Raw genomic sequence first — 20,374 nt, forward strand, 5'->3', positions numbered from 1 at the left:
ATTAAGATATTAAAGTGTTCAATCGGCTTGGTAAAACCCATGATCATGGAGCATCGACACCCTCGCATATAAGAATCCAGCTTAAGATGGACAGATGCGAAACCACACTGCTAGATGGTAGTCCATGTACTTAAGCAAACAGCCAGCCGGTTTGAAGTTAACTTCCATGTCAGGGGAACAGACTTATTATGAAGTAACCATTTCTGGTTCAACAGGGGGAAATAGAACTATTACCTGATTGACACTGGGACAATTATATCATGGGCTTAACTAAGCCTATTGAACAGATATTTATTAAGTTATCAAGGTACATTTAATGTATCTAAAATATTATACGAGGAGGATTAGATATGGGAATGACAATGGCAGAAAAGATTATCGCTGCAGCTGCAGGCAAAGAGAGCTGCAAGGCTGGTGATATCGAGACAGTTACACTTGATAGATTGATGAGTAATGATGGAACTACTCATCTGACAATAGACATGTATAACAACCTTAAGCATCCACGTATTGCGGATGTGGATAAGCTTGTGTGGGTTATTGATCACAATATTCCTGCTGATAGCCCTAAAACAGCAGCAAGTCATAAAAAGATGAGAGACTTTGCCAGAGAGCATGGAATTACTTTTTATGAGGGAGAAGGAGTGTGCCATCAGGTTATGATGGAGAAACACGTACGTCCAGGAGAGTTGATTTTTGGCGCAGATTCCCATACATGTGCTTACGGTGCATTAGGCGCTTTTGGTACGGGTGTTGGTTGTACAGATTATCTGTACGCTATGGTTACTGGAACTTCATGGTTATTGGTTCCAGAGACAATTCGCTTTAATCTTCATGGAAAGCTTAATAAGGGGGTATACGCAAGGGATTTAATTCTTACCATCATTGGTAGAATCTCTGCTAATGGAGCCAACTATAAAGCAATGGAATTTGCAGGAGAGGGATTGCATGACCTTTCAATTGCTGACAGAATTTCAATCTGCAATCTGTGTGTTGAGGCAGGTGCAAAGACTGCTCTTATGGAGGTTGATGATGTTGCAATGGAGTATTTAAAGGCCCATAGACGTGAGCCCAAAGCACTGTTCTCATCAGATGAAGATGCAGTGTTTGCGAAAGTTTTTGATATTGATTTATCTGAGATTCAGCCAATAGTTGCAAAGCCTCATTTTGTAGATAGCGTTGTACCAGCATCTGAATGTGAAGGTACAAAGATTAACGAGGCATTTCTTGGTAGCTGCAACAACGGACGTATCGAGGATTTAAGAGTTGGTGCAGAAGTAATCAAAGGAAAGCATGTTGCAGAGGGAGTTAGATTTTTAGTGGTACCTGCCAGTCGAGAAGTGTACAAGCAGGCTCTTAAGGAAGGGCTTCTCGATATATTTATGGCAGCTGGAGCAATGGTTATGAATCCTAATTGTTCAGTATGCTGGGGCGCATGCCAGGGTGTCATCGGTGAAGGTGAAACACTTATTTCTACAGGCACTCGTAACTTTAAGGGGCGTGCAGGTCACAAGGATTCATTTGTATATCTTTCATCAGCGGCAACCGTAACTGCATCCGCGGTAAAAGGATTTATAACTACTGCAGATAAACTATAGATCATAATCTAATTAACAATCTATTTGCTCTCTGTATGAGACATGTAGTCGAAGGAAGAGAGTTAATGATTGTTAATGTAAGATTATGTGCATAGACTAGATTGGAGAGAATTTATGAGTGATAAATTTACGGCGAAAATATGGGTCCTTGGGGATGACATAGATACAGATATAATCTTACCTACAGAGTATTTGGCGTTTAAGACGGTGGAGGAAATGAAGCCTTACGCCTTTAGTCCACTTAGGCCTGATTTGGCATCACAGATTCAGCCAGGAGATATGATTGTAGCTGGCAACAATTTTGGATGCGGCTCTTCAAGAGAACAGGCTCCAGAGGTTGTAAAGGCCCTTGGGGTATCCTGTGTAGTTGCAAAATCTTATGCAAGAATCTTTTTCAGAAATGCCATTAACAATGGTCTGCTATTAATTGAAAATCAGGATTTGTATGATGAGGTTAAAGAGGGAGATATTGCTGAGGTTACACCAGGCAAGGAAATCGTTGTAAATGGTAAATCCTACGAAATAGCCTCACTTCCAGATAATCTTCTGGAAATACTCGAAGCAGGCGGCTTGGTAAAAGCTATGAGAAAGCGTAATGGATTGGATTAATGGTGAAAAAATGGGAAAGACATTAGTAGAGAAAATAATTGGAAATAAAGTAGGACACGATGTAAAACCTGGAGACATTGTCACTGTAGATGTTGACTGGTGCATGATAGATGACATCATGGTTCCATTTGCTGTTCAGAAGTTTGAGGAGATGGGCTTTTCAAAAGTTAAAAATCCTGACAGCGTTGTTCTTATATATGATCATTTCCTTCCTGCTACTCAGGTAGATGACACTCGTCATTTCAGAGAAGGTGATGAATTTGCGAAGAAATATGGCATCAAAAATGTCCACAGAACAGATGGAATATGTCATCAGCTTATGACAGAGGCTGGATACGTAAAGCCAGGTGATATTGCTTTTGGAACAGACAGCCATACAGTTACATATGGTTGCGTTGGCGCCTTCTCAACAGGTATCGGATATACGGAGATGGCAGGCATACTTGGAACAGGTCAGCTTTGGATAAAAGTTCCTGAGACAATCAAAATAGAAATTGATGGTACGCTACCTGGAAATGTTACATCAAAGGATATCATTCTTAGAATTATTGGTGATTTGACTGCCTCTGGAGCTACATATCAGGCTATTGAATTTACTGGAAGCACAGTAGAGGCTATGAGTGTAGCCAGCAGAATGACTATGTCTAATATGGCGGTGGAAGCTGGGGCAAAATGCGGTTTGTTTGTTCCAGACGACAAGACATGTGATTACTGCAAAATACAATATGACGATAGTATCAAGGCACTGAAGCCAGATAATGATGCCAAATATTCAAGAATACTCAGATATAGAGCAGAGGATATGGTTCCTGTTTTGGCTTGTCCATCTTTGGTGGATAACATTCATCCGGTTTCTGAGCTTAAGGGGACAAAGGTAGATCAGGTATTCCTTGGCTCATGTACAAATGGCAGATTAGAAGATCTTAGAACAGCAGCTACAATTTTAAAAGGAAAGCATGTTGCACCATTTGTGAAAATGATTGTCACTCCTGCTAGCCGCAAGATTTATAGAGAAGCCTTAGCAGATGGCACCCTTGAAATTCTTTCTGACGCTGGCGCAATTATAACTACTCCAGGTTGTGGTTTGTGCTGTGGAAGAGGTGGAGGAATTCTTTCGGATAACGAAGTGGTGGTTGCCACAAACAATAGAAATTTCCTTGGAAGAATGGGAACTAGCAAGGTTCAGATATATCTTGCCAGCCCTGCAACAGCTGCAGCTACAGCAATTGCAGGCAAGATTACAGAAGCTTAATTATTTGCTTCCATGAATTCACGGATTTTACTTTCATTAAGGTTTTCACCAATGACAATGAAGACCTGCTGACCTACGGACATTGGTGTTAGTTCAAATTCATTTTTAGTGGCGTTGAACTGATACCAAGTGTCATCTTCATTAAAGAAGCCCTTTGCTCGAAGAATCTGGCCAAAGGATGAATCGGTCATAAGAGTATTAATCTTTTCCTTTAGATGTTCCTTCTTTAATGGAAGCTCAAGAAAATAAACTGTTTTATAACCACTGTCATCAGTGGTTAATTTTTTTATGTAAGATCTTGTAGCATAGCTACTATTTGAAATCATCTCAAAATCCCCGTCATCAAAATCTTCCCAGTTTTTATCGAGGACAAGAGAATCTACATTTATATTTAAGTTGGCTTTTTCTGCTGCAGCTTTTAAGTGGGACTTCGTATTTGCAATATGATCTAAATCAGTAAGCTGAGTTCTACTAAGAATTATTCGGCCGGCGTTTGCTATCTGGCTGGCTAAGAAGAAATCGGAATCCTCAGAAAGATTGTCCTCAAGTCTTGCATCAACGATAGTTAGAACTGTACCGATTTCATACCATCTATCAAGGGGCTCATCTCTTAGAACATCAAAAAACTCGTCCACATCAAAAATACCAGATGGCTCAATGATGATTCTGTCATAACCGCTCATAGCCATGGCAATAAGTTTTGTTTTGAAACGGCGTTTATGACAATCAGCGTCACATCCACCGGCTACCATTTCAAGCTCACAATTGTCTCCACGCAAATCATTTAGAAGAAGCATATCAACATTAACTGCGCCGTAATCGTTCTCTAATATTCCAATGCGTTTGCCCTGAGAAATGAAGTAATTTGCATATTTTTTAAGAAAGGTAGTTTTGCCGCTACCCAAGAATCCTGTAATTAAGTCTACTTTAATCATGGTATACCTCGTATCATAGTTATGTAACAATTTAGGTATATTATAAAGGACAACACATTGGTAGTAAATTATTGTTTAAAATTCTAAAAGCATGTGATAGTATTTATACATTGTTTAAAAAGGAGTAATTAATAATGGGAATTGTAGTACTAGGAGCAGTTTTTATTGATATTAAAGGTCACTCTACAGCAAGCTATATTCCAGCAGGTAGAAATGTTGGTACTGTAGAGGAAGTTCACGGTGGTGTTAGCCGTAATGTAGTAGAGGACATTGCAAATGTTGAGCTTCGTCCTACATTTGTTAGCCTTGTAGATGAAAGTGGTATTGGTACAGGCGTACTTGAGAAGCTTAATAATCACAAGGTCGATACAAGATTTGTTCGCCGTACTCCTGATGGAATGGGAAAATGGCTTGCAGTTTTTGATAATCACGGAGACGTAGTTGCATCTATTTCAAAACGTCCTGATCTTTCTGTAATCAATGATATTCTTGATGAAGAAGGAGATGAAATCTTCAAAGATGCAGATAGTATTGCTCTTGAGATTGATATGGAAAAGGATTCAATCAAAAGAGTATTCAAATATGCAGAGAAATATAACCTAAAGGTTTATGCAGCTGTATCAAACATGAGTATTGCTGTTGAACGCAGAGATTTCTTAAAGAATGTAGAGTGCTTTGTATGCAATCAGCAGGAAGCGGGCATCCTTTTCATGGATGATTATTCAGAGAAAACACCTCAGGAGATGGAAGAAATCCTTGCAAAGAAAATCCAGGGTGCACAGATCAAAAAGATGATTGTAACTCTTGGTGGTCAGGGAGCTGTTTACGCAGACATTGATGGAAATACAGGATTTGTACCTGCTAGAAAGGTAGATGTAAAAGATACTACAGGTGCAGGAGATTCATTCTTCGCCGGTGTAACAATTGGTCTTACATATGGCAAAACAATAGAAGAGGCTTGTGAAATCGGATCTACTTTAGCAGCATCTGTTATTGTTACTTCAGATAATGTATGTCCACGATTTTTACCTAGTGAGTTCGGCTTAGAAGTATGATAGAATAGTCATGAATAATTTAGGATAATTGATTGGGCTAGAGTAATGTTAGAAAATGATAATCTAAAATACAGACAGATGTATTTTGATATGGATGGTGTTATCAAGCAAGAGACATACGTATATCACAGAGAATTAACACCAGAGGAGCAGGAGAACTACGACAATTTAGTAGCTGATTCTGACCAAATGACTATTTTTGACTTTATTACTGATTAGACCTTGGATTACCAAGGTCTTTTTTGCATTATATAAAAGGAGAATACTATGAGTTTAACTAATTCAACATTACAGGAATTCACAGAGAAGCTTGCTTCAAAGACATCCGTACCAGGTGGAGGCGGTGCAAGCGCTATGGTTGCAAGCATTGGAATCGCTCTTGGAGATATGGTTGGCGAGTTCACTGTTGGAAAAAAGAAATACGCAGATGTGGAGCCAGAAATAAAGGATTTAATGGAAAAGGCTCAGGACATTAGAGTTAAACTCTTAAAATGCATCGATGATGATGCTATTGCCTTTGAACCACTTTCTAAGGCTTACTCTATTCCAAAGGAAGATCCTTCCAGAGATGAAATAATGGAAAAGTGCTTGAAAGATGCTGCACAGGTTCCATTTCAGATTCTTCAGCTTGCCTGTGAAGCAGTGGATTTACAAAGAGAATTTGCAGATAAAGGCTCAGTGCTTATGATTAGTGATGCAGCCACAGGTGTTGCAATGCTTCAGGGTGCAATCAAAGGGGCAGCTGTCAATGTAAAGATAAACACCAAATCTATGAAGGATAGAGAGTATGCTTCAGATTTAGATTCTAAAGTGGAAGCATTAGTTGATGAGTATGTAAGCAAAGCTGATGAAATATACAAAAGCGTTATGGAAAGATTATAAACTGGAGGTATCATGGCAAAGTTATTAAAAGGTAAAGAAGTAGTTGATGCATTAAATATAAAAATGGCTAATCAGGTGGAAGCTCTCAAAGAAAAGGGAGTTAATCCTACACTTGCTATCCTTAGAGTTGGAGAGAGAGCAGATGATCTTTCTTATGAAAGAGGCGCAATAAAACGCTGTCAGCAGGTTGGAGTGGAAGTACAGGTTGAGGCTCTTGAGGAGGATGTTTCAGAAGAAGCCTTTTTTGAGAAGCTTACTGAGTTAAACGAGGATGACTCTGTTCATGGAATTCTTATGTTTAGACCACTTCCAAAGCATATCGATGGTGAGAAAGCAAGAAATATGCTGAAGGCTGAAAAGGATGTGGATGGATGCACTGATTTATCTCTTGCCGGTGTATTTACAAACACAAATCTTGGTTTTGCACCATGTACAGCTGAGGCGGCAATGGAAATACTTAAGCATTACGAAATCCCTCTTTCTGGTAAGAAAGTAGCAGTTATTGGCCGTTCACTTGTTATTGGTAGGCCAGTTGCAATGATGCTTATGCACGAAAACGCAACTGTTACAATTTGCCATACAAGAACAGTTGATATTCCTTCTATTACAAAGGATGCAGATATTGTAGTGGTAGCTTCTGGTCAGATGGAAAGCATTGGAAAGGAATATTTGAGAGAAGGCCAGACTGTAATTGATGTTGGTATTAGCTGGAATGATGAAAAAGGCAAGCTTTGCGGCGATGTTAAGTTTGACGAAGCTGAACTAATTGTAGATGCTATAACACCAGTTCCAGGAGGCGTTGGTGGTGTTACCACAAGCATTCTTGTAAAGCATGTTGTTGAAGCGGCAGCAAAAAAGACTGTTTAATTTTCAAAATGTATGAATTTTTTATACAAAAACTCCGATTAATTATGTAGAATAGTTGTTATAAGGGGTTAAGGGAGACGAATTATGATTATTGAGCAGCTAAGGGCAGGACAGGAGGTCACACTAGAAGTACTAATTGGTGGCTCATCATTTGAATTGAAGACAGAGGTGGTTGGAACTAATGCTGAAACAGGAGCATTGGTTAAGCCATACGTGTATAACGGACAGGTTGTGGATTTTACAAATGGATCTCCACAGAGCATGACATTCTCACTTCATTGCATAGATCCACACACTGGCGGTAGAGTTGTGTGGAAAAATGTAGCTGTTAACGTTATCAAATTCAGAGGTGTGGATTACTATGCCATAGATGCCAAGGCTTTTGGTAAAATCGCAGCATCCAGTGAACGAAGAGAGGATGTTAGAGTGCATGTGAAAAAGCCAGGCTCTGCTCTTATGGAAGATGGTCGACGTTTCTCCATCTCAGTTTTGGATATTAGCGACAGTGGAGTTTCCTTTATTGGTAATGCTAATAGAGTCACAATAGGTGACGTTGTAGAGGTTAACTTTGCTGATAATGCTCATAATTCAGATTTTAGCTTGGCAGTAAAGGCTCGTGTAAATAGAGCTGAAGCTGAAAACAATGGCATATTGTACGCTGGTAAAATTTTAGAGAGAGATAATAAGCTTTTAGCATATCTATGCTTTAAAGGCATGGACGAAAAGTTAGATAGATAGCGATAGGGACGAATTATATGGCAGACGATAAGTTACGACAAGAGCTACTATATATGGTTCGACTTACTTCTAAATACGATTTCAGTCGTATGGAGGTTGTTGAAGGTATACTGAGGCTAGAAAATGAAAGACAAATTCTAGGCTCTGTTTTTGGTAAGAGATTCAAAACAAGAATATTTGATATAGCAGCTGGCCAAGCCGTAGATGAGAATTGTGTTATTTGCGGACAGCATGCTGATAATAAAGTAATATGCCAGCATTGTCTTTCAACAATAGGTGAAAGCGATTATGCTAAAAATAAAATCAAGAATAAAGAAAATAATAAAAAGCTTAGAATTCCGGATTTTAAGAAGCTAATAGATAAAATAAAGTCTATTAGCAAACAAGATAAAACAAAAGAAGAAATTAAAGAAAAAGTTCATGACAGGATTAGTCTTGGAAGAGTAAAACGTTATGTACAAGGTGTTTTGGTATTTTGTTTAACCTTGATTTTATTTATCCAGATTTGGATATTGGGATTATGGTTCACTATTCCAGACTATAATCCGACTGAAGAGGCTAGGGTTTCTTCAAATCAAGTGGTCCCTGTGGAGTCCGCAGATGATGCTTATGCTCAGCTACTATTGGATTTTCCTGAGGAGGAGGGATACACGGTTACATATTCCAGAGAGGATGCAGATTATGTGGGAAGGTTTTTGCTTAATCCTGGAGACTGTTGTTTGGAAATAGAAGATAATCTTACTGATGAAGAAAGATACGATTATTTCTTTAAAGAAGATGTTTACGTTTTCTATATTTCATTTTTAGAGGAGAATACAGGAAAGGTGGGGATTGCCGAGGTAAACCATGCAGGTTCTATCTTGATAGAAGGTTCGTTTAACGATGGACGACGTACGGATTCCTTCTACAAATTCAGATAGAATTATCATATTCTACATATTACATTCACAGCCTGGACATAATTCTTTGGTACTATTTCAACTGCGATTTGTAATGAATATGGTTATCTCGGAGGTTTTTATGAGACTTAGACCAGATGAAGAGGCAAGATTAAATAGTATCTTGGCGCCAATTAGAAGTGACTTGAGAGTTCAAAAAATGAAGAACTTCATTCAACATGGGAGAATAACAACTTTTGATCATGTGGAAAGTGTCACTAGACTTAGTTTTTGGATTAATAAAAGACTTCATATAGGAGCAGATGATAGAGTTCTTACAATAGGAGCTTTTTTACACGACTATTATTTATATGATTGGCATGTTACTGATGATGGACATGGACTTCACGGTTTTTCTCATTCAAACACTGCAAAAGAAAATGCCATTAACGACTTTGGGATAGGAAAAAGGACTCAAGATGTTATAGAAAGCCATATGTGGCCACTTAATATCACCAAGGTTCCCAAAAGTAGAGCAGCATGGATTGTATGTATTGCCGATAAATGCGTATCAACCCGAGAAACACTGCTTTGCAGATGAAAATTAAATCAAGAATATATTATGCTAGGGCCATTGTATTTGCTTGCAATGGCCCTATATTAATGCTATAACTGTATTAAGGGAAATAGAACAGTTAATGTTCATCGAAAGGACGAATGATATGAAAAAAAAGGTTATAGCTATTGTGCTTGCAGCGATAATTGCGGCTGCAGGAATTTTCGTGTGGAAATCAGGAATTATATCAGGAGGTGCAACTGGTTCTGATGATTCAGCGGAGGTATACGTTATGTCTTTGTCTGATATCATGGGAACTAACAGTGGATATTCTACTAATGTCTTTATGGGCGTTGTGGAAGGTCAGGAGTCTACAGGTATCACAAAAAGTTCTGACAGAGAGTTAGATCAGCTTTTTGTATCTGAGGGCGACACTGTTACAGTTGGAACACCTCTTTTTTCGTATAAAACAGATTCTCTGGTATCAGAGAATACTCAGTATGGCTTTGAAATTGAAGGCTACAACCTTAGTATTGCTGATTACAACAACGATATAACCAAGACTCAGGCAGAGCTTGATAAAATCAAGGGCAACACAGATGAGGATAAAACTAAAAAGGAAGAGCTTACCAATCAGATTAATTCATTAAATACAGATATTGCCATTGCTCAGAATAATATCGAGATGGTAAATGCAAAGATTGAAGCTAACAACAATAAAATAGCAAATTCTACTGTTACTTCTACAGTTGATGGCACAATCACAAAGATTGCAGATGATACAAATCCATACACAACAGACGGTTCTTTTATCACAATTCTTGCATCTAAGGAGATGAGAGTTAAGGGACAAATCAACGAGCAAAACGTATGGGCAATCAATGTGGATGAGCCTGTAACACTTCGTTCTCGTGTGGACAGTAGTCAGACATGGAAAGGAACAATTACCAAGATTGATACTGAATCAAAGCAGGAAAACAATGATTCGTCATATTATGGTGGTGGTTCTTCTGATTCTAGTTCCACAAAATATCCTTTTTACATTACACTTGAGGATAGTGAAGGCCTAATGATGGGGCAGCATCTATACATCGAACTTGGACAGACAGATGCACCAGAGATGGACTTTACAGATGGCACATATTTATATGATTACTATATTGCCTATGATGAAGAGGGCAATCCATTTGTATGGGCAGACAACAAGGGACGTTTAACAAAGGTTCCTATCGAGCTTGGAGATTATTATGAGGAGCAGATGGTATATTCTGTTTCTGGTATTGATAATGACACATTAATCGCTTTCCCAATGGAGGATTACTCTGAGGGAATGAAGACTGTTAGCGAATACGAGGGAGAATAAGAATGATTGTAAAACTTGAAAACATTTACAAGGTTTACGGTGAATCTGGCACAGAAACCTCGGTTCCAGCTTTGAACGATGTGTCACTTACTGTAAACGAAGGTGAATACGTGGCAATCATGGGGCCATCAGGTTCTGGAAAGAGTACTTTGATGAATGTTATTGGTTGCCTGGATAAACCTACATCTGGTGTCTATTATTTTGAAGATAAGGATGTTCTAAAGCTTAAAGATAGGCAGATGTCTGATTTAAGACTTCACTCTATTGGGTTTGTTTTCCAAAGCTTTTATCTTATGAACGAGGAGAATGCAATTGAAAATGTAGCCCTACCTCTTTCATATGCAGGAGTTCCTAAAAAAGAAAGAGAAAGAAGAGCGATTGAAGCTCTTACAAGGGTTGGCCTTGCGGATAGAGTAAAATTCCGTCCTGATCAGCTTTCTGGAGGTCAAAAGCAAAGAGTTGCCATAGCTAGAGCCATTGTTAATAATCCAAAGGTTCTTTTGGCGGATGAGCCTACAGGTGCCCTTGATCAAAAGTCTGGCGCCGCTATCATGGACCTTTTCGAAAAGCTCAATGAAGAAGGCACAACCATTATAATGATTACTCACGATGCCAATATTGCCAGCCATGCGAAAAAGACATACAGAATTGTCGACGGCAAGCTTTACCATGGATTAGAGGAGGATAAGGAATGAAAAAGATAATTAAACCTATCCTCATAATAGTTATTATTCTGGCCTTGGCTGGTGGCGGTTTGTATGGAGGATACAGATACAGCCAAAGCAAAAAGACTGCTGAGGTTGTTGCCGTAAGCATGTATGCCATGGATGGATACTGGGGTGATTCAATAACTAGTTACGGAGATGTAACCTCAGATAAGTCTCAGACCACTTACCTTTCATCAGGAACAGAGATATTATCTGTTAATGTTCAGCCAGGCGACCATGTTAACGAAGGCGATGTGCTAATGACAGTCAAGAAAGAAACACAGGACATTAAAGGCAAAGAGCTTGAGGTAGAAAAAGCTAGACAAGCTTACGTTGCTGATACAGTTACACTTGAAAGACTTCAGAATACAACACCTATTCCTGAATACATTTCAAGCTCACCAGATACCAGAACCAGAGAGCTTCTTGTTAGTAAAGAGTATAGATTAAAGGTGGGCTCTACCTTCGGTGAATACAAGGAAGACCATCTTGTTTATGAGGAATTCTATGATCAGTCTGGAAATCTTACATCTACTCTCTATTATGATGAAAAGGGTAATTCCCTGGATGAAACTGATGATTCAGACAAGATTAATGCTATCGTAAATGCGGACCATTCTCTTTTCGAATGTTACGATAATTATGAAACAACAGAAGTTACTGTAGGTACCTTCTACTACAATGCAGAAACAGGAGAGATGATTGGTCATGAAGGTGTTGATGGAGAAGGAAATGTTGTAGAACGATACAATGCTCCAGAAGGTTATACACCTACTCAGCTTAAAGATAAAATAGAAGAGGTTTCCAACACCCTCAAGAAACATGATCTTGATCTTAGAAAGAAGGAAAATGAGCTTGAGGTTATGAAGAACACCAATGACAATGGTGAGATTCTGGCAAAGGTTTCAGGTACAGTTTCCAAGGTTCAGAACAAGGACAATTACAATAACACTCAACCATTCATGATAGTTACCGCTACTGATGAGTACTATATTTCAGGCAGCATCGGAGAGTTTTATCTTGATAGTGTTAATGTTGGAGATACAGTTACTATTACTTCCTACGATACTGGACTTACAGCAGATGCTGTTATTACTTATATCAGTGATACTCCAAATACAGATAACAACAATTTCTATTCTGGAGATGGAAACACAAACAGCAGTAACTATGAATTTAAGGCTAGTTTCGATAGAAGCAGTGGTATTGAAATTGGCTCTGGGGTAGATATTACAATTACCCCGGCTGGACAGGAAGATACCGGACTTTATATTTCTACATATTTTGTTCGTAAGGATGCCAGCGGTAATTATGTTATGAAAATGGGCTCTGACAATAAGCTTGAAAAGGTTTATGTAAAGGTTGGAAAAAGCCTTTGGGGTTCAATGATTGAGATAAAAAGCGGTGTCACTATGGATGATTACCTTGCATTCCCATATGGAAATGGAGCAGTGGAAGGTATGAATTGCAAAATAGTGGATTCTTTTGCGTATTAAGGGAGGACTTATGTTAGAAAATTTACGATTGGCCTTTAGAGGCATATGGACACATAAGCTTAGATCCTTTTTGACAATGCTGGGTATCATTATTGGTATTGCGGCTATTATCGCCATAGTATCTACTATCGAAGGAACCAACCAGCAGATTAAAGAAAATCTTATTGGATCTGGCTCTAACACAGTTGATATTCAGCTTTATCAAAATGATTGGCCACTTGATTTAAGCTATAGCGAGGCACCATTTGGAGTTCCTCAGGTAAGCGATGATGCTTTATCTGAAATCAGAGACTTGGATGAGGTCAAATCTGCAAGTAAATATGCCAACAGACAGATTTATGATGGAGTTTATTACTTGAACAATTCAATGAATGGTGGATACGTAAAAGGCGTTGAAACAGATTATTTTTCAACAGCCAACCTTACAGTTAAAGAAGGTAGACTTTTCACAGTAGATGAGTTAAAAGATTATAAAAAGGTTTGTGTAATTGATGATGGCGTTGTGGAAGATCTTCTTCACAATGATGAGCCTATTGGAAAAATCCTTGAGATTCAGGGAGATTCATATGTGGTAATCGGAGTTGTTGCATCACGTTCAAACTTTGAGCCTACAATCAACTCAATCTCTGACTATGAAACATACATGCAGGATGAATCTGGAACAGTTTATATCCCCCTTTCAACCTGGCCTATAAGCTACAAATATGACGAGCCAGAAAATGTTTTAGTTAGAGCTAATTCTACTGATGATATGACAGCTGCAGGAAAGAAGACTGCAGATATTATGAATTCATACATCAATCCAACTGATGACACGATCAAGTATCAATCAAAGGATTTGCTGGAGCAGGCACAGCAGCTTCAGCAGCTTTCATCATCAACAAATTCAATGCTTATTTGGATTGCAGCAATCTCTCTTTTAGTTGGTGGTATCGGTGTAATGAACATTATGCTAGTATCAGTTACAGAGCGTACTGCAGAGATAGGTCTGAAGAAAGCCATTGGAGCAAGAAAAGGAAAAATCATGGGACAGTTCCTTACAGAAGCTGCCGTACTTACTTCTATGGGCGGTGTTCTGGGTGTTGCCAGTGGTATTGGACTTGCTCAAATCATTTCAATTATGAGTGGCACACCTGTTGCAATATCATGGCCAGCCGCTTTTATTGCGGTGATATTTTCAATGGTAATCGGTATTGTATTTGGTATTTTACCAAGTCATCAGGCTGCAAATCTTAATCCTATTGATGCATTAAGAACTAACTAATTTGACCCGGAGGTTATATGAGCAAATTTATTTCATGGAATGTAAACGGCCTTAGAGCAGTGGTAGGAAAAGGCTTTTGGGAATACTTTGATGAGGTGAATGCAGATATCTTTTGCCTTCAGGAAATCAAGCTTTCTGAGGGACAGTTTGATTCCGAAAAAGAAGGATATCACGTCTACTGGAATTATGCAGAAAAGAAAGGCTATTCAGGCACAGCTATTTTTACTAAGAAAGAGCCTATTTCTGTAAGCTACGGTATCGGAATAGAAGAGCATGACCACGAAGGAAGAGTTATTACTCTCGAGTTCGATGACTATTACTTTATCACATGCTATACACCTAATTCTCAGAATGAGCTTAAGCGTCTGGACTACAGAATGACATGGGAAGACGATTTCAGAGCTTACATGTGCGAGCTTAACAAGAAAAAGGGCGTAATACTATGTGGCGATTTAAATGTTGCCCATGAGGAAATTGATATCAAGAATCCTAAGACAAATCGTCACAATGCAGGCTTCACTGACGAGGAGCGTGGCAAGATGACAGAGCTATTGGATGCTGGATTTGTAGACAGCTTCAGACACTTTTATCCAGACCAGGCCGAAATCTATTCATGGTGGTCATATCGATTCCATGCAAGAGAGAAGAATGCAGGTTGGCGCATAGACTATTTCATAGTTTCAGAGGATATAAAAGATAGAATGAAGGATGCCAAGATACATACAGAAGTTATGGGATCAGATCATTGTCCAATAGAATTAGATTTTGAATAGGCATTAGGCAGGCAATATGCTATCATAGAGTATATCAGTGGGAGGTGCTTATTATGGCAGATAAAAAAGAAGGTACATTTGTAGTACATGTTAATAAATGCGAAAACGACACATGGCAGGGCCAGGTCACATGGGCTGACCGGGACGAAAAGCTTAGCTTCCGCAGTGCCATGGAATTAATGTCAATCATTGATGCTGCTTTAAATGCAGACGAAGAATAAAACTAACGGCTAGCCATTTGGCTAGCCGTTTTTATTACTTATTTGCCTTTGCAAGGAACTTTTCGTTATTGATGATAAATCTCTCATGAGTACCCATTCCAACAACACCGCTTTCATCTGAACATACAACCTCAAAAGAAAGCTTACGGCCATCAATCTCAATAAGAGTAGCCTCACAAATAATAGTTTTTCCAATAGCTGAAGGAGCCATATGACTAACATCTACCTTTGTTCCTACAGTACCTAGGCCTTCCTCAAGCTCTGGCTGAACCATCTTCCAGCAAGTCTCCTCCATAAGAGCAATCATTGCAGGCGTTGCAAACACCTCAAGAGCCCCACTAGTAAAAGCCTTCGCTGTATTATCAATTGTAACAACCGTCTCAGCGGTATTCTTCATCCCAATTTCCAACATAGTATAAGTCCTTTCCCAACAAATATAATTTCGCGACCTCCACTATAATACCACACATCACGCCCCGCAAACCTACTATTTACACATTTTTATAGTTTTTGTGTAGGGTCTGCCCTTCTAGATTTGTCCCGGCCCGCCCCGCCCGCAGCGCTGCCGCCCTCACTCTAGGGGGTACGTCACAGATTTTGGATTATCTAAATGTGTAGTCGCCCATATTTATTAGTAGGTGTTCTTACAAAGTTTTACAATTCTATCGGTAAGGTATGGGTGGAGACGGACAAACACTACACTAAGTAATCATCAGTCTTAAACTAGCTTTGTATTAATTACTATTTGCTTTGGAATGAACTTAGAAAAACAAAAAGAGATATTTGATATGGATTGGCAGCTGCCGCTAGGACGGCGGCAGCAGTGGTCACTTGAAACAGGACGTTGAATGTGCCACGGTGCCAATACATACAAATATCTCTTTTTAAATTTTACTTAGTAAACGGAGTAGCAAAAGTAATAATACAAAGACTAGTTAAGACTAGATGATTATATAAACTACATTGTCCGTCCCACCCATACATTACCTTCGAATAGTAAAAGCTTCGTAAGTACACCTACATATGGGCGACTTTACACATTAAGGTAATCCAAAAATCTGCTCCAATGATACCCCTAGAGTGAGGGCGGCAGCGCTGCGGGCGGGGCGGGCCAGGGGGGCTGAGAGGGGCAGACCCTACTACTATGTACGGTAAATGTGTAAATAGTAGGTTTAGGATCTCTGTAGGTTGTCGTGGGCGCTTATTGGGATTACGAAGGGGCTTAGGGACATTGGGTCTTCGATTACCACGCTGTCGATGCCGTATATTTGCTTGACGGAATCGGTGGTGATGATTTCGTTTGGGGTGCCTTCAGCTAAAAGCTTTCCGTTTTTCATTGCGAAAATGTAGTCGGCATATTTTGAGGATAGGTTTATGTCGTGGAGAACCATTACGATGGTGGTTTTCTTTGTGCGGTTAAGCTCCTTTAGAAGGTCCAGGATTTCTATTTGGTAGGCGATGTCTAGGTATGTGGTAGGTTCGTCTAGAAATAGAATGTCGGTTTGCTGGGCTAAGGCAAGGGCGATGAATACGCGTTGGCGTTGGCCACCGGATAGTTCATCTACAGTTCTGTCTGCAAGCTCGGTAATTTTCATTGCTGCCATGGCTTCGTCGATTGCTTCGTAGTCCTGGCAAGTAAGTGGCGCCATGAACTTGCGATGAGGATAGCGGCCTCTGGATACTAGCTCGGCTACTTTGATTCCTTCTGGAGCGATTAGTGACTGTGGTAGAAGACCGATTGTTTTGGCTATATCTTTGGTTTTTATGCAGAGAAGAGAGGTATCGTTTAATGTGACACTTCCACTGTTTGGTATTAAGAGTCTACAGAAAGTCTTTAAAAGAGTTGATTTTCCGCTTCCGTTTGATCCGAGGATAACGCTTATTTTGTTTTCTGGGATATGGATGCTGACATCGTTTAGAATGTTGCCATTTCCATATCCAACCTTTATATTGTTGGCTTTTAAAGTGTTGTGTTCCATTAAATGTTTCCTTTCTTATTCTGAGAAATAAGCAAATATATTAGATATGGCGCACCTAGAATGCCGGTGATTACACCAACGGGATATCTTGTGTTTAGCAAGTTTTGTCCTATAAAATCTCCACCAAGTACAAGTATTGCTCCCACAAGTCCAGAGGAGATGATGTTGGATTGATTTCTGCCGCAAATTTTTGCTGCTATAGGGCCTGATAAAAATGCAATTGATGCGATTGGTCCGGAAATAGATGTAGCAAAGGCGATTAAAAGCACGGAGCAGATTATTAATGTTGTGCGTACTAAATTGATACGTACTCCAAGGATAATTGCTACCTGGTCACCTAACGCCAGTGACTTCATGCCGTGGCGAAGAGCTATTATTGATAGAAGACAAACTACAACTACTATAAATAATAGTGGAAGAGAGTCCGTTACTATTCCGTTGAGATTTCCTGTCATCCATCTCATTGCTGTAGGCACGTCGTATTCAGCAGCTTTCATTACCATCCAATTAACTATGGCTGTAAAAAAGGCCTGAAATCCTATTCCTACAAGAACAAGTCTGCTAGTTGAAAAGCTTCCTACGTAAGAGATTCTGTAAATCAATATGGCCACCAATATTCCCGCAAATACTGAAATGATAGAAACGATATTTCTATTTAAATTAAGGAAAAGAATGCAGTATACTGCGGCGGCTGTGGAACCTGATGAAACTCCGATGATATCTGGGCTTGCCAATGGATTGTTTAATAGAGTTTGGAAAATATTTCCTGCAACGCCAAAAGCAATTCCGCAAAGTATGGCGGTAATTGTTCTAGGTAATCTCAGTTTTGCAATAATATATGAACCTTCTTCACTGAGTCCAAGGATAGTTTTTATTACCTGATCTAGAGAATAATTCTTTTCACCAATGGATAGATTACAAAAGGCTAGTACCAATGTAATGGCAAATAGAATACAAAGGATAAATATGTATTTTCTTCGTCGCTTTATCATAGACTTTGTACCTTGGCCTTTCTGATAATAAATATGAAAACAGGGGCACCGATTAATGCAGTCATAATTCCAGATTCCAGTTCTCCTGGACGACCGAGAATTCTTCCAAGCACGTCTGAAATGATGAGAACAGAACTACCGTAAATGCCACTGCATATAATAAGTGGAATATGATTACTTCCTACAATCATGCGAATAAAATGGGGAACCATTAAACCTATAAAGCTTATTGGGCCGGCCAATGCTGTGGTAGTTGCACATAAAAGAACACCACAAATAGCGGCAATCGCTCGGGTTCTATTAACATTGAGGCCAAGGGCGATAGCCGTTTCCTCTGATAAAAGAAGAGTATTTAAATTGCCGGAAAAGCATAAGCTTACTATTATTGCAAGAATGGTGATAGGAAGAATAAGTTTGATGTCATCATAATTAGTTCCACCTATGCTTCCTATTTGCCAAAATCTGTATGTAGTCATTACGCTGGAATCTGGCATAACTATTAAACTGATAATGGAAGATAGGGCGATGCTTGTTGCTGAGCCTGAGATTGCAAGCTTTATAGGGGTTGGTCCACCATAGCCTACAGATGCAAGCTTGTACACTATTAGGGCTGTAAGCATTGCACCAGCAAAGGAAAGTCCAATGTAGGAAATCTTTGACTGGATGTTAAAAAATGCGATGCCTGCAACTATAAATAAAGACGCACCTGCATTTACGCCTAAAATACTAGGGTCTGCTATAGGATTTCTTGTAATAGACTGCATTAATACTCCGGAAATGCTTAAAGAAGCTCCAGCAATTATTCCAAATAGAGTTCTAGGAATTCGCGTTTGAACAATATTTACTTCGTATACATCGGTATTGCGTCCTAAAACTGCATCCCAAACATGGGATAAACCTACGGACTTTGTGCCGTAGGTTATAGAAAGTGCTATCGCAATAAATAGGATTACAATACCTAAAACAGTTATTGATATAGCTTTATTTTTATTCATTAATATTATTTGCTGCCTCACTTAATAATGAAAGATAATCATCGATTGCATATGGTATAGAAAGAATTGATGGAGTAGTTGCTGCTGCAAGAGCGCTATTTGAATCAAGTAATACAACAGCACCATTTTTTACTGCTGGAATCTGACTCATAAGAGCGTCAGCCTGCATTGCCTCAAGAAGACCTTCATCTCCATAAACAATCATAATATCTACATCGTTCAATAAATCGCTGTTCTCGCGTGAGATAGTTACAGAAAAGTCTTCACTTGTCTCAGCAAGAGAAAGGATACTTTCAGGTGTTTCTAAGCCTAAGTCGTTAAGATATGCTGCTCTAGGATCATTTGGAAGATAAGCATAGAATGTACTCATATCATCCTGTGAAATCCAGAAGAAGCCTGCTGTTTTTCCTTCAAGCTCTGGATACTGCTCAAGCTTTTCTGAAATTAAAGCATCTGTTTCTTCAACAAGCTTTTCACCCTCAGCCTTCATGCCGATAGCTGTTGCATTTACAATAGTTTGATCTCTCCAGTTTGTTTTCCATGCAGTTTCGATGTAAGGAACTACAGGGGCAATCTCTGAAAGGAGATTGTATTCTTCCTCAGTAAAGCCTGAGTAAGAAGCAATGATAACGTCTGGTTCAGCCGCTGCAATAGCTTCATAATCCCAGCCTGTTTCATCGTCAAATACATTAGGATTTGTTTCACCTAATTCAGCAAAGGCCTCATCTGTCCAAAGGTGAAGTTTGTTGTCTGTCATAAGACCATAGTTTGCTGCAGAAACACCAACTGGAACGACACCGAGAGCTAATATTGCATCCTGATTAGCCCAAGAAAGTGTAACGACTCTTTCTGGCTTTGATTCAATAGTTGTTTCACCGAATGCATGCTCAATTGTGATTGGGAAAGCTGAATCATCACCAGTTACTTCAGTGTTTGCTGAGTCAGCAGAACTTGTATCTGAAGTTGTAGCTGTATCAGTGCTGCCACATCCTACAAGAGCAGTGCTAAATACAGAAACAGCTGCTATAAGTGATAATAATTTTTTCCTCATAATAAAAAATCCTCCTGTTGTAAATTGAGAAAAGTTAGCAAGAACTAACTGCGTGCTACTATATCACGTACGAATTAGTTATGTCAAACTAAAATTTGATTATGATAATATTTATCAGTACAGACTAATTTTTCACCCAATTGTATGCATAAATAGTTTGTGG

General features: G+C 39.2%; 22 protein-coding genes. 16 read left to right on the top strand and 6 right to left on the bottom strand.

Annotated elements, in window-relative coordinates:
* Positions 1-350: 350 nt before the first annotated feature.
* The 3 genes from BM102_RS09020 to BM102_RS09030 all read left to right on the top strand — a co-directional run bounded on the left by BM102_RS09020 (position 351) and on the right by BM102_RS09030 (position 3,459).
* Positions 351-1,598, top strand: coding sequence for a 3-isopropylmalate dehydratase large subunit (locus tag BM102_RS09020; RefSeq protein WP_090481191.1), 1,248 nt, complete (start codon positions 351-353; stop codon positions 1,596-1,598).
* Positions 1,599-1,712: 114 nt separating this feature from the next.
* On the top strand, positions 1,713-2,207 hold the full coding sequence (locus tag BM102_RS09025; protein ID WP_090395500.1) for a LeuD/DmdB family oxidoreductase small subunit: 495 nt from the start codon (positions 1,713-1,715) through the stop codon (positions 2,205-2,207).
* A gap of 10 nt (positions 2,208-2,217) precedes the next feature.
* Complete coding sequence (locus BM102_RS09030; protein ID WP_090395508.1) at positions 2,218-3,459, top strand: 3-isopropylmalate dehydratase large subunit; 1,242 nt, start codon at positions 2,218-2,220, stop codon at positions 3,457-3,459.
* On the opposite strand, the gene BM102_RS09035 is transcribed toward BM102_RS09030, so the two are convergent.
* Positions 3,456-4,394, bottom strand: a complete 939-nt coding sequence (locus BM102_RS09035) for a CobW family GTP-binding protein (RefSeq protein ID WP_090481194.1) — start codon at positions 4,392-4,394, stop codon at positions 3,456-3,458. The two genes, BM102_RS09030 and BM102_RS09035, sit on opposite strands and share 4 nt — an antisense overlap.
* A gap of 134 nt (positions 4,395-4,528) precedes the next feature.
* Between BM102_RS09035 and BM102_RS09040 the strand changes: the two genes are divergently transcribed.
* The 13 genes from BM102_RS09040 to BM102_RS14335 all read left to right on the top strand — a co-directional run bounded on the left by BM102_RS09040 (position 4,529) and on the right by BM102_RS14335 (position 15,194).
* Positions 4,529-5,449, top strand: a complete 921-nt coding sequence (locus BM102_RS09040) for a carbohydrate kinase family protein (protein WP_090395501.1) — start codon at positions 4,529-4,531, stop codon at positions 5,447-5,449.
* 45 nt (positions 5,450-5,494) lie between these two features.
* Positions 5,495-5,668, top strand: a complete 174-nt coding sequence (locus BM102_RS14330; protein WP_155952487.1) for a hypothetical protein — start codon at positions 5,495-5,497, stop codon at positions 5,666-5,668.
* Between the two features lie 48 nt (positions 5,669-5,716).
* Positions 5,717-6,331, top strand: coding sequence for a cyclodeaminase/cyclohydrolase family protein (locus BM102_RS09045; protein WP_090481196.1), 615 nt, complete (start codon positions 5,717-5,719; stop codon positions 6,329-6,331).
* A 12-nt stretch (positions 6,332-6,343) separates the two neighbouring features.
* The gene (locus tag BM102_RS09050; RefSeq protein WP_090481199.1) at positions 6,344-7,198 is read left to right on the top strand and encodes a bifunctional 5,10-methylenetetrahydrofolate dehydrogenase/5,10-methenyltetrahydrofolate cyclohydrolase; all 855 of its coding nucleotides are present in this window, start codon (positions 6,344-6,346) and stop codon (positions 7,196-7,198) included.
* A gap of 84 nt (positions 7,199-7,282) precedes the next feature.
* Positions 7,283-7,936 (top strand): PilZ domain-containing protein, encoded by a 654-nt coding sequence (locus BM102_RS09055; RefSeq protein WP_090481202.1) that lies wholly within the window; start codon positions 7,283-7,285, stop codon positions 7,934-7,936.
* Positions 7,937-7,953: 17 nt separating this feature from the next.
* Positions 7,954-8,856, top strand: a complete 903-nt coding sequence (locus BM102_RS09060) for a hypothetical protein (protein WP_143085481.1) — start codon at positions 7,954-7,956, stop codon at positions 8,854-8,856.
* Positions 8,857-8,956: 100 nt separating this feature from the next.
* The gene (locus BM102_RS09065) at positions 8,957-9,415 is read left to right on the top strand and encodes an HD domain-containing protein (protein ID WP_090481208.1); all 459 of its coding nucleotides are present in this window, start codon (positions 8,957-8,959) and stop codon (positions 9,413-9,415) included.
* Positions 9,416-9,536: 121 nt separating this feature from the next.
* On the top strand, positions 9,537-10,733 hold the full coding sequence (locus tag BM102_RS09070; protein ID WP_044937644.1) for an efflux RND transporter periplasmic adaptor subunit: 1,197 nt from the start codon (positions 9,537-9,539) through the stop codon (positions 10,731-10,733).
* A gap of 2 nt (positions 10,734-10,735) precedes the next feature.
* Complete coding sequence (locus BM102_RS09075) at positions 10,736-11,428, top strand: ABC transporter ATP-binding protein (RefSeq protein WP_033154381.1); 693 nt, start codon at positions 10,736-10,738, stop codon at positions 11,426-11,428.
* A complete protein-coding gene (locus tag BM102_RS09080; RefSeq protein WP_090481211.1) occupies positions 11,425-12,936 on the top strand; it encodes an HlyD family efflux transporter periplasmic adaptor subunit in 1,512 nt (503 codons plus the stop codon). Before BM102_RS09075 ends, BM102_RS09080 begins: the two co-directional genes overlap by 4 nt.
* Before the next feature lie 10 nt (positions 12,937-12,946).
* Positions 12,947-14,200 carry an ABC transporter permease gene (locus BM102_RS09085; protein ID WP_090481214.1) on the top strand — a complete coding sequence of 418 codons (1,254 nt, stop codon included), beginning with the start codon at positions 12,947-12,949 and terminating at the stop codon, positions 14,198-14,200.
* Positions 14,201-14,217: 17 nt separating this feature from the next.
* Positions 14,218-14,973 carry an exodeoxyribonuclease III gene (locus BM102_RS09090; RefSeq protein WP_090481217.1) on the top strand — a complete coding sequence of 252 codons (756 nt, stop codon included), beginning with the start codon at positions 14,218-14,220 and terminating at the stop codon, positions 14,971-14,973.
* 53 nt (positions 14,974-15,026) lie between these two features.
* Positions 15,027-15,194, top strand: coding sequence for a hypothetical protein (locus BM102_RS14335; RefSeq protein ID WP_167541227.1), 168 nt, complete (start codon positions 15,027-15,029; stop codon positions 15,192-15,194).
* A 34-nt stretch (positions 15,195-15,228) separates the two neighbouring features.
* Here the strand turns inward: BM102_RS14335 and BM102_RS09095 are convergent, their stop codons facing one another.
* The 5 genes from BM102_RS09095 to BM102_RS09115 form a co-directional block, all read right to left on the bottom strand.
* A complete protein-coding gene (locus tag BM102_RS09095) occupies positions 15,229-15,606 on the bottom strand; it encodes a thioesterase family protein (RefSeq protein WP_033154376.1) in 378 nt (125 codons plus the stop codon).
* 760 nt (positions 15,607-16,366) lie between these two features.
* A complete protein-coding gene (locus BM102_RS09100) occupies positions 16,367-17,173 on the bottom strand; it encodes an ABC transporter ATP-binding protein (protein ID WP_090481220.1) in 807 nt (268 codons plus the stop codon).
* The gene (locus BM102_RS09105; protein ID WP_090481223.1) at positions 17,173-18,165 is read right to left on the bottom strand and encodes a FecCD family ABC transporter permease; all 993 of its coding nucleotides are present in this window, start codon (positions 18,163-18,165) and stop codon (positions 17,173-17,175) included. Before BM102_RS09105 ends, BM102_RS09100 begins: the two co-directional genes overlap by 1 nt.
* Positions 18,162-19,160 (bottom strand): FecCD family ABC transporter permease, encoded by a 999-nt coding sequence (locus BM102_RS09110; protein ID WP_090393712.1) that lies wholly within the window; start codon positions 19,158-19,160, stop codon positions 18,162-18,164. Before BM102_RS09110 ends, BM102_RS09105 begins: the two co-directional genes overlap by 4 nt.
* A complete protein-coding gene (locus BM102_RS09115) occupies positions 19,153-20,211 on the bottom strand; it encodes an iron-siderophore ABC transporter substrate-binding protein (protein ID WP_090481226.1) in 1,059 nt (352 codons plus the stop codon). The genes BM102_RS09110 and BM102_RS09115 overlap by 8 nt, the downstream gene beginning before the upstream one ends.
* Positions 20,212-20,374: the final 163 nt, after the last annotated feature.

Origin of the sequence: Pseudobutyrivibrio sp. JW11, assembly GCF_900115355.1 — a bacterium.
In the GTDB taxonomy this organism is placed as follows: Bacteria; Bacillota; Clostridia; order Lachnospirales; family Lachnospiraceae; genus Pseudobutyrivibrio; species Pseudobutyrivibrio ruminis.

What these genes read in the sequence shown, in the direction of transcription:
- BM102_RS09020 (WP_090481191.1), top strand. Translation starts at nt 351, where the DNA reads ATGGGAATGACAATGGCAGAAAAGATTATCGCTGCAGCTGCAGGCAAA.
- BM102_RS09025 (WP_090395500.1), top strand. Translation starts at nt 1,713, where the DNA reads ATGAGTGATAAATTTACGGCGAAAATATGGGTCCTTGGGGATGACATA.
- BM102_RS09030 (WP_090395508.1), top strand. Translation starts at nt 2,218, where the DNA reads ATGGGAAAGACATTAGTAGAGAAAATAATTGGAAATAAAGTAGGACAC.
- BM102_RS09035 (WP_090481194.1), bottom strand. Translation starts at nt 4,394, where the DNA reads ATGATTAAAGTAGACTTAATTACAGGATTCTTGGGTAGCGGCAAAACT.
- BM102_RS09040 (WP_090395501.1), top strand. Translation starts at nt 4,529, where the DNA reads ATGGGAATTGTAGTACTAGGAGCAGTTTTTATTGATATTAAAGGTCAC.
- BM102_RS14330 (WP_155952487.1), top strand. Translation starts at nt 5,495, where the DNA reads ATGTTAGAAAATGATAATCTAAAATACAGACAGATGTATTTTGATATG.
- BM102_RS09045 (WP_090481196.1), top strand. Translation starts at nt 5,717, where the DNA reads ATGAGTTTAACTAATTCAACATTACAGGAATTCACAGAGAAGCTTGCT.
- BM102_RS09050 (WP_090481199.1), top strand. Translation starts at nt 6,344, where the DNA reads ATGGCAAAGTTATTAAAAGGTAAAGAAGTAGTTGATGCATTAAATATA.
- BM102_RS09055 (WP_090481202.1), top strand. Translation starts at nt 7,283, where the DNA reads ATGATTATTGAGCAGCTAAGGGCAGGACAGGAGGTCACACTAGAAGTA.
- BM102_RS09060 (WP_143085481.1), top strand. Translation starts at nt 7,954, where the DNA reads ATGGCAGACGATAAGTTACGACAAGAGCTACTATATATGGTTCGACTT.
- BM102_RS09065 (WP_090481208.1), top strand. Translation starts at nt 8,957, where the DNA reads ATGAGACTTAGACCAGATGAAGAGGCAAGATTAAATAGTATCTTGGCG.
- BM102_RS09070 (WP_044937644.1), top strand. Translation starts at nt 9,537, where the DNA reads ATGAAAAAAAAGGTTATAGCTATTGTGCTTGCAGCGATAATTGCGGCT.
- BM102_RS09075 (WP_033154381.1), top strand. Translation starts at nt 10,736, where the DNA reads ATGATTGTAAAACTTGAAAACATTTACAAGGTTTACGGTGAATCTGGC.
- BM102_RS09080 (WP_090481211.1), top strand. Translation starts at nt 11,425, where the DNA reads ATGAAAAAGATAATTAAACCTATCCTCATAATAGTTATTATTCTGGCC.
- BM102_RS09085 (WP_090481214.1), top strand. Translation starts at nt 12,947, where the DNA reads ATGTTAGAAAATTTACGATTGGCCTTTAGAGGCATATGGACACATAAG.
- BM102_RS09090 (WP_090481217.1), top strand. Translation starts at nt 14,218, where the DNA reads ATGAGCAAATTTATTTCATGGAATGTAAACGGCCTTAGAGCAGTGGTA.
- BM102_RS14335 (WP_167541227.1), top strand. Translation starts at nt 15,027, where the DNA reads ATGGCAGATAAAAAAGAAGGTACATTTGTAGTACATGTTAATAAATGC.
- BM102_RS09095 (WP_033154376.1), bottom strand. Translation starts at nt 15,606, where the DNA reads ATGTTGGAAATTGGGATGAAGAATACCGCTGAGACGGTTGTTACAATT.
- BM102_RS09100 (WP_090481220.1), bottom strand. Translation starts at nt 17,173, where the DNA reads ATGGAACACAACACTTTAAAAGCCAACAATATAAAGGTTGGATATGGA.
- BM102_RS09105 (WP_090481223.1), bottom strand. Translation starts at nt 18,165, where the DNA reads ATGATAAAGCGACGAAGAAAATACATATTTATCCTTTGTATTCTATTT.
- BM102_RS09110 (WP_090393712.1), bottom strand. Translation starts at nt 19,160, where the DNA reads ATGAATAAAAATAAAGCTATATCAATAACTGTTTTAGGTATTGTAATC.
- BM102_RS09115 (WP_090481226.1), bottom strand. Translation starts at nt 20,211, where the DNA reads ATGAGGAAAAAATTATTATCACTTATAGCAGCTGTTTCTGTATTTAGC.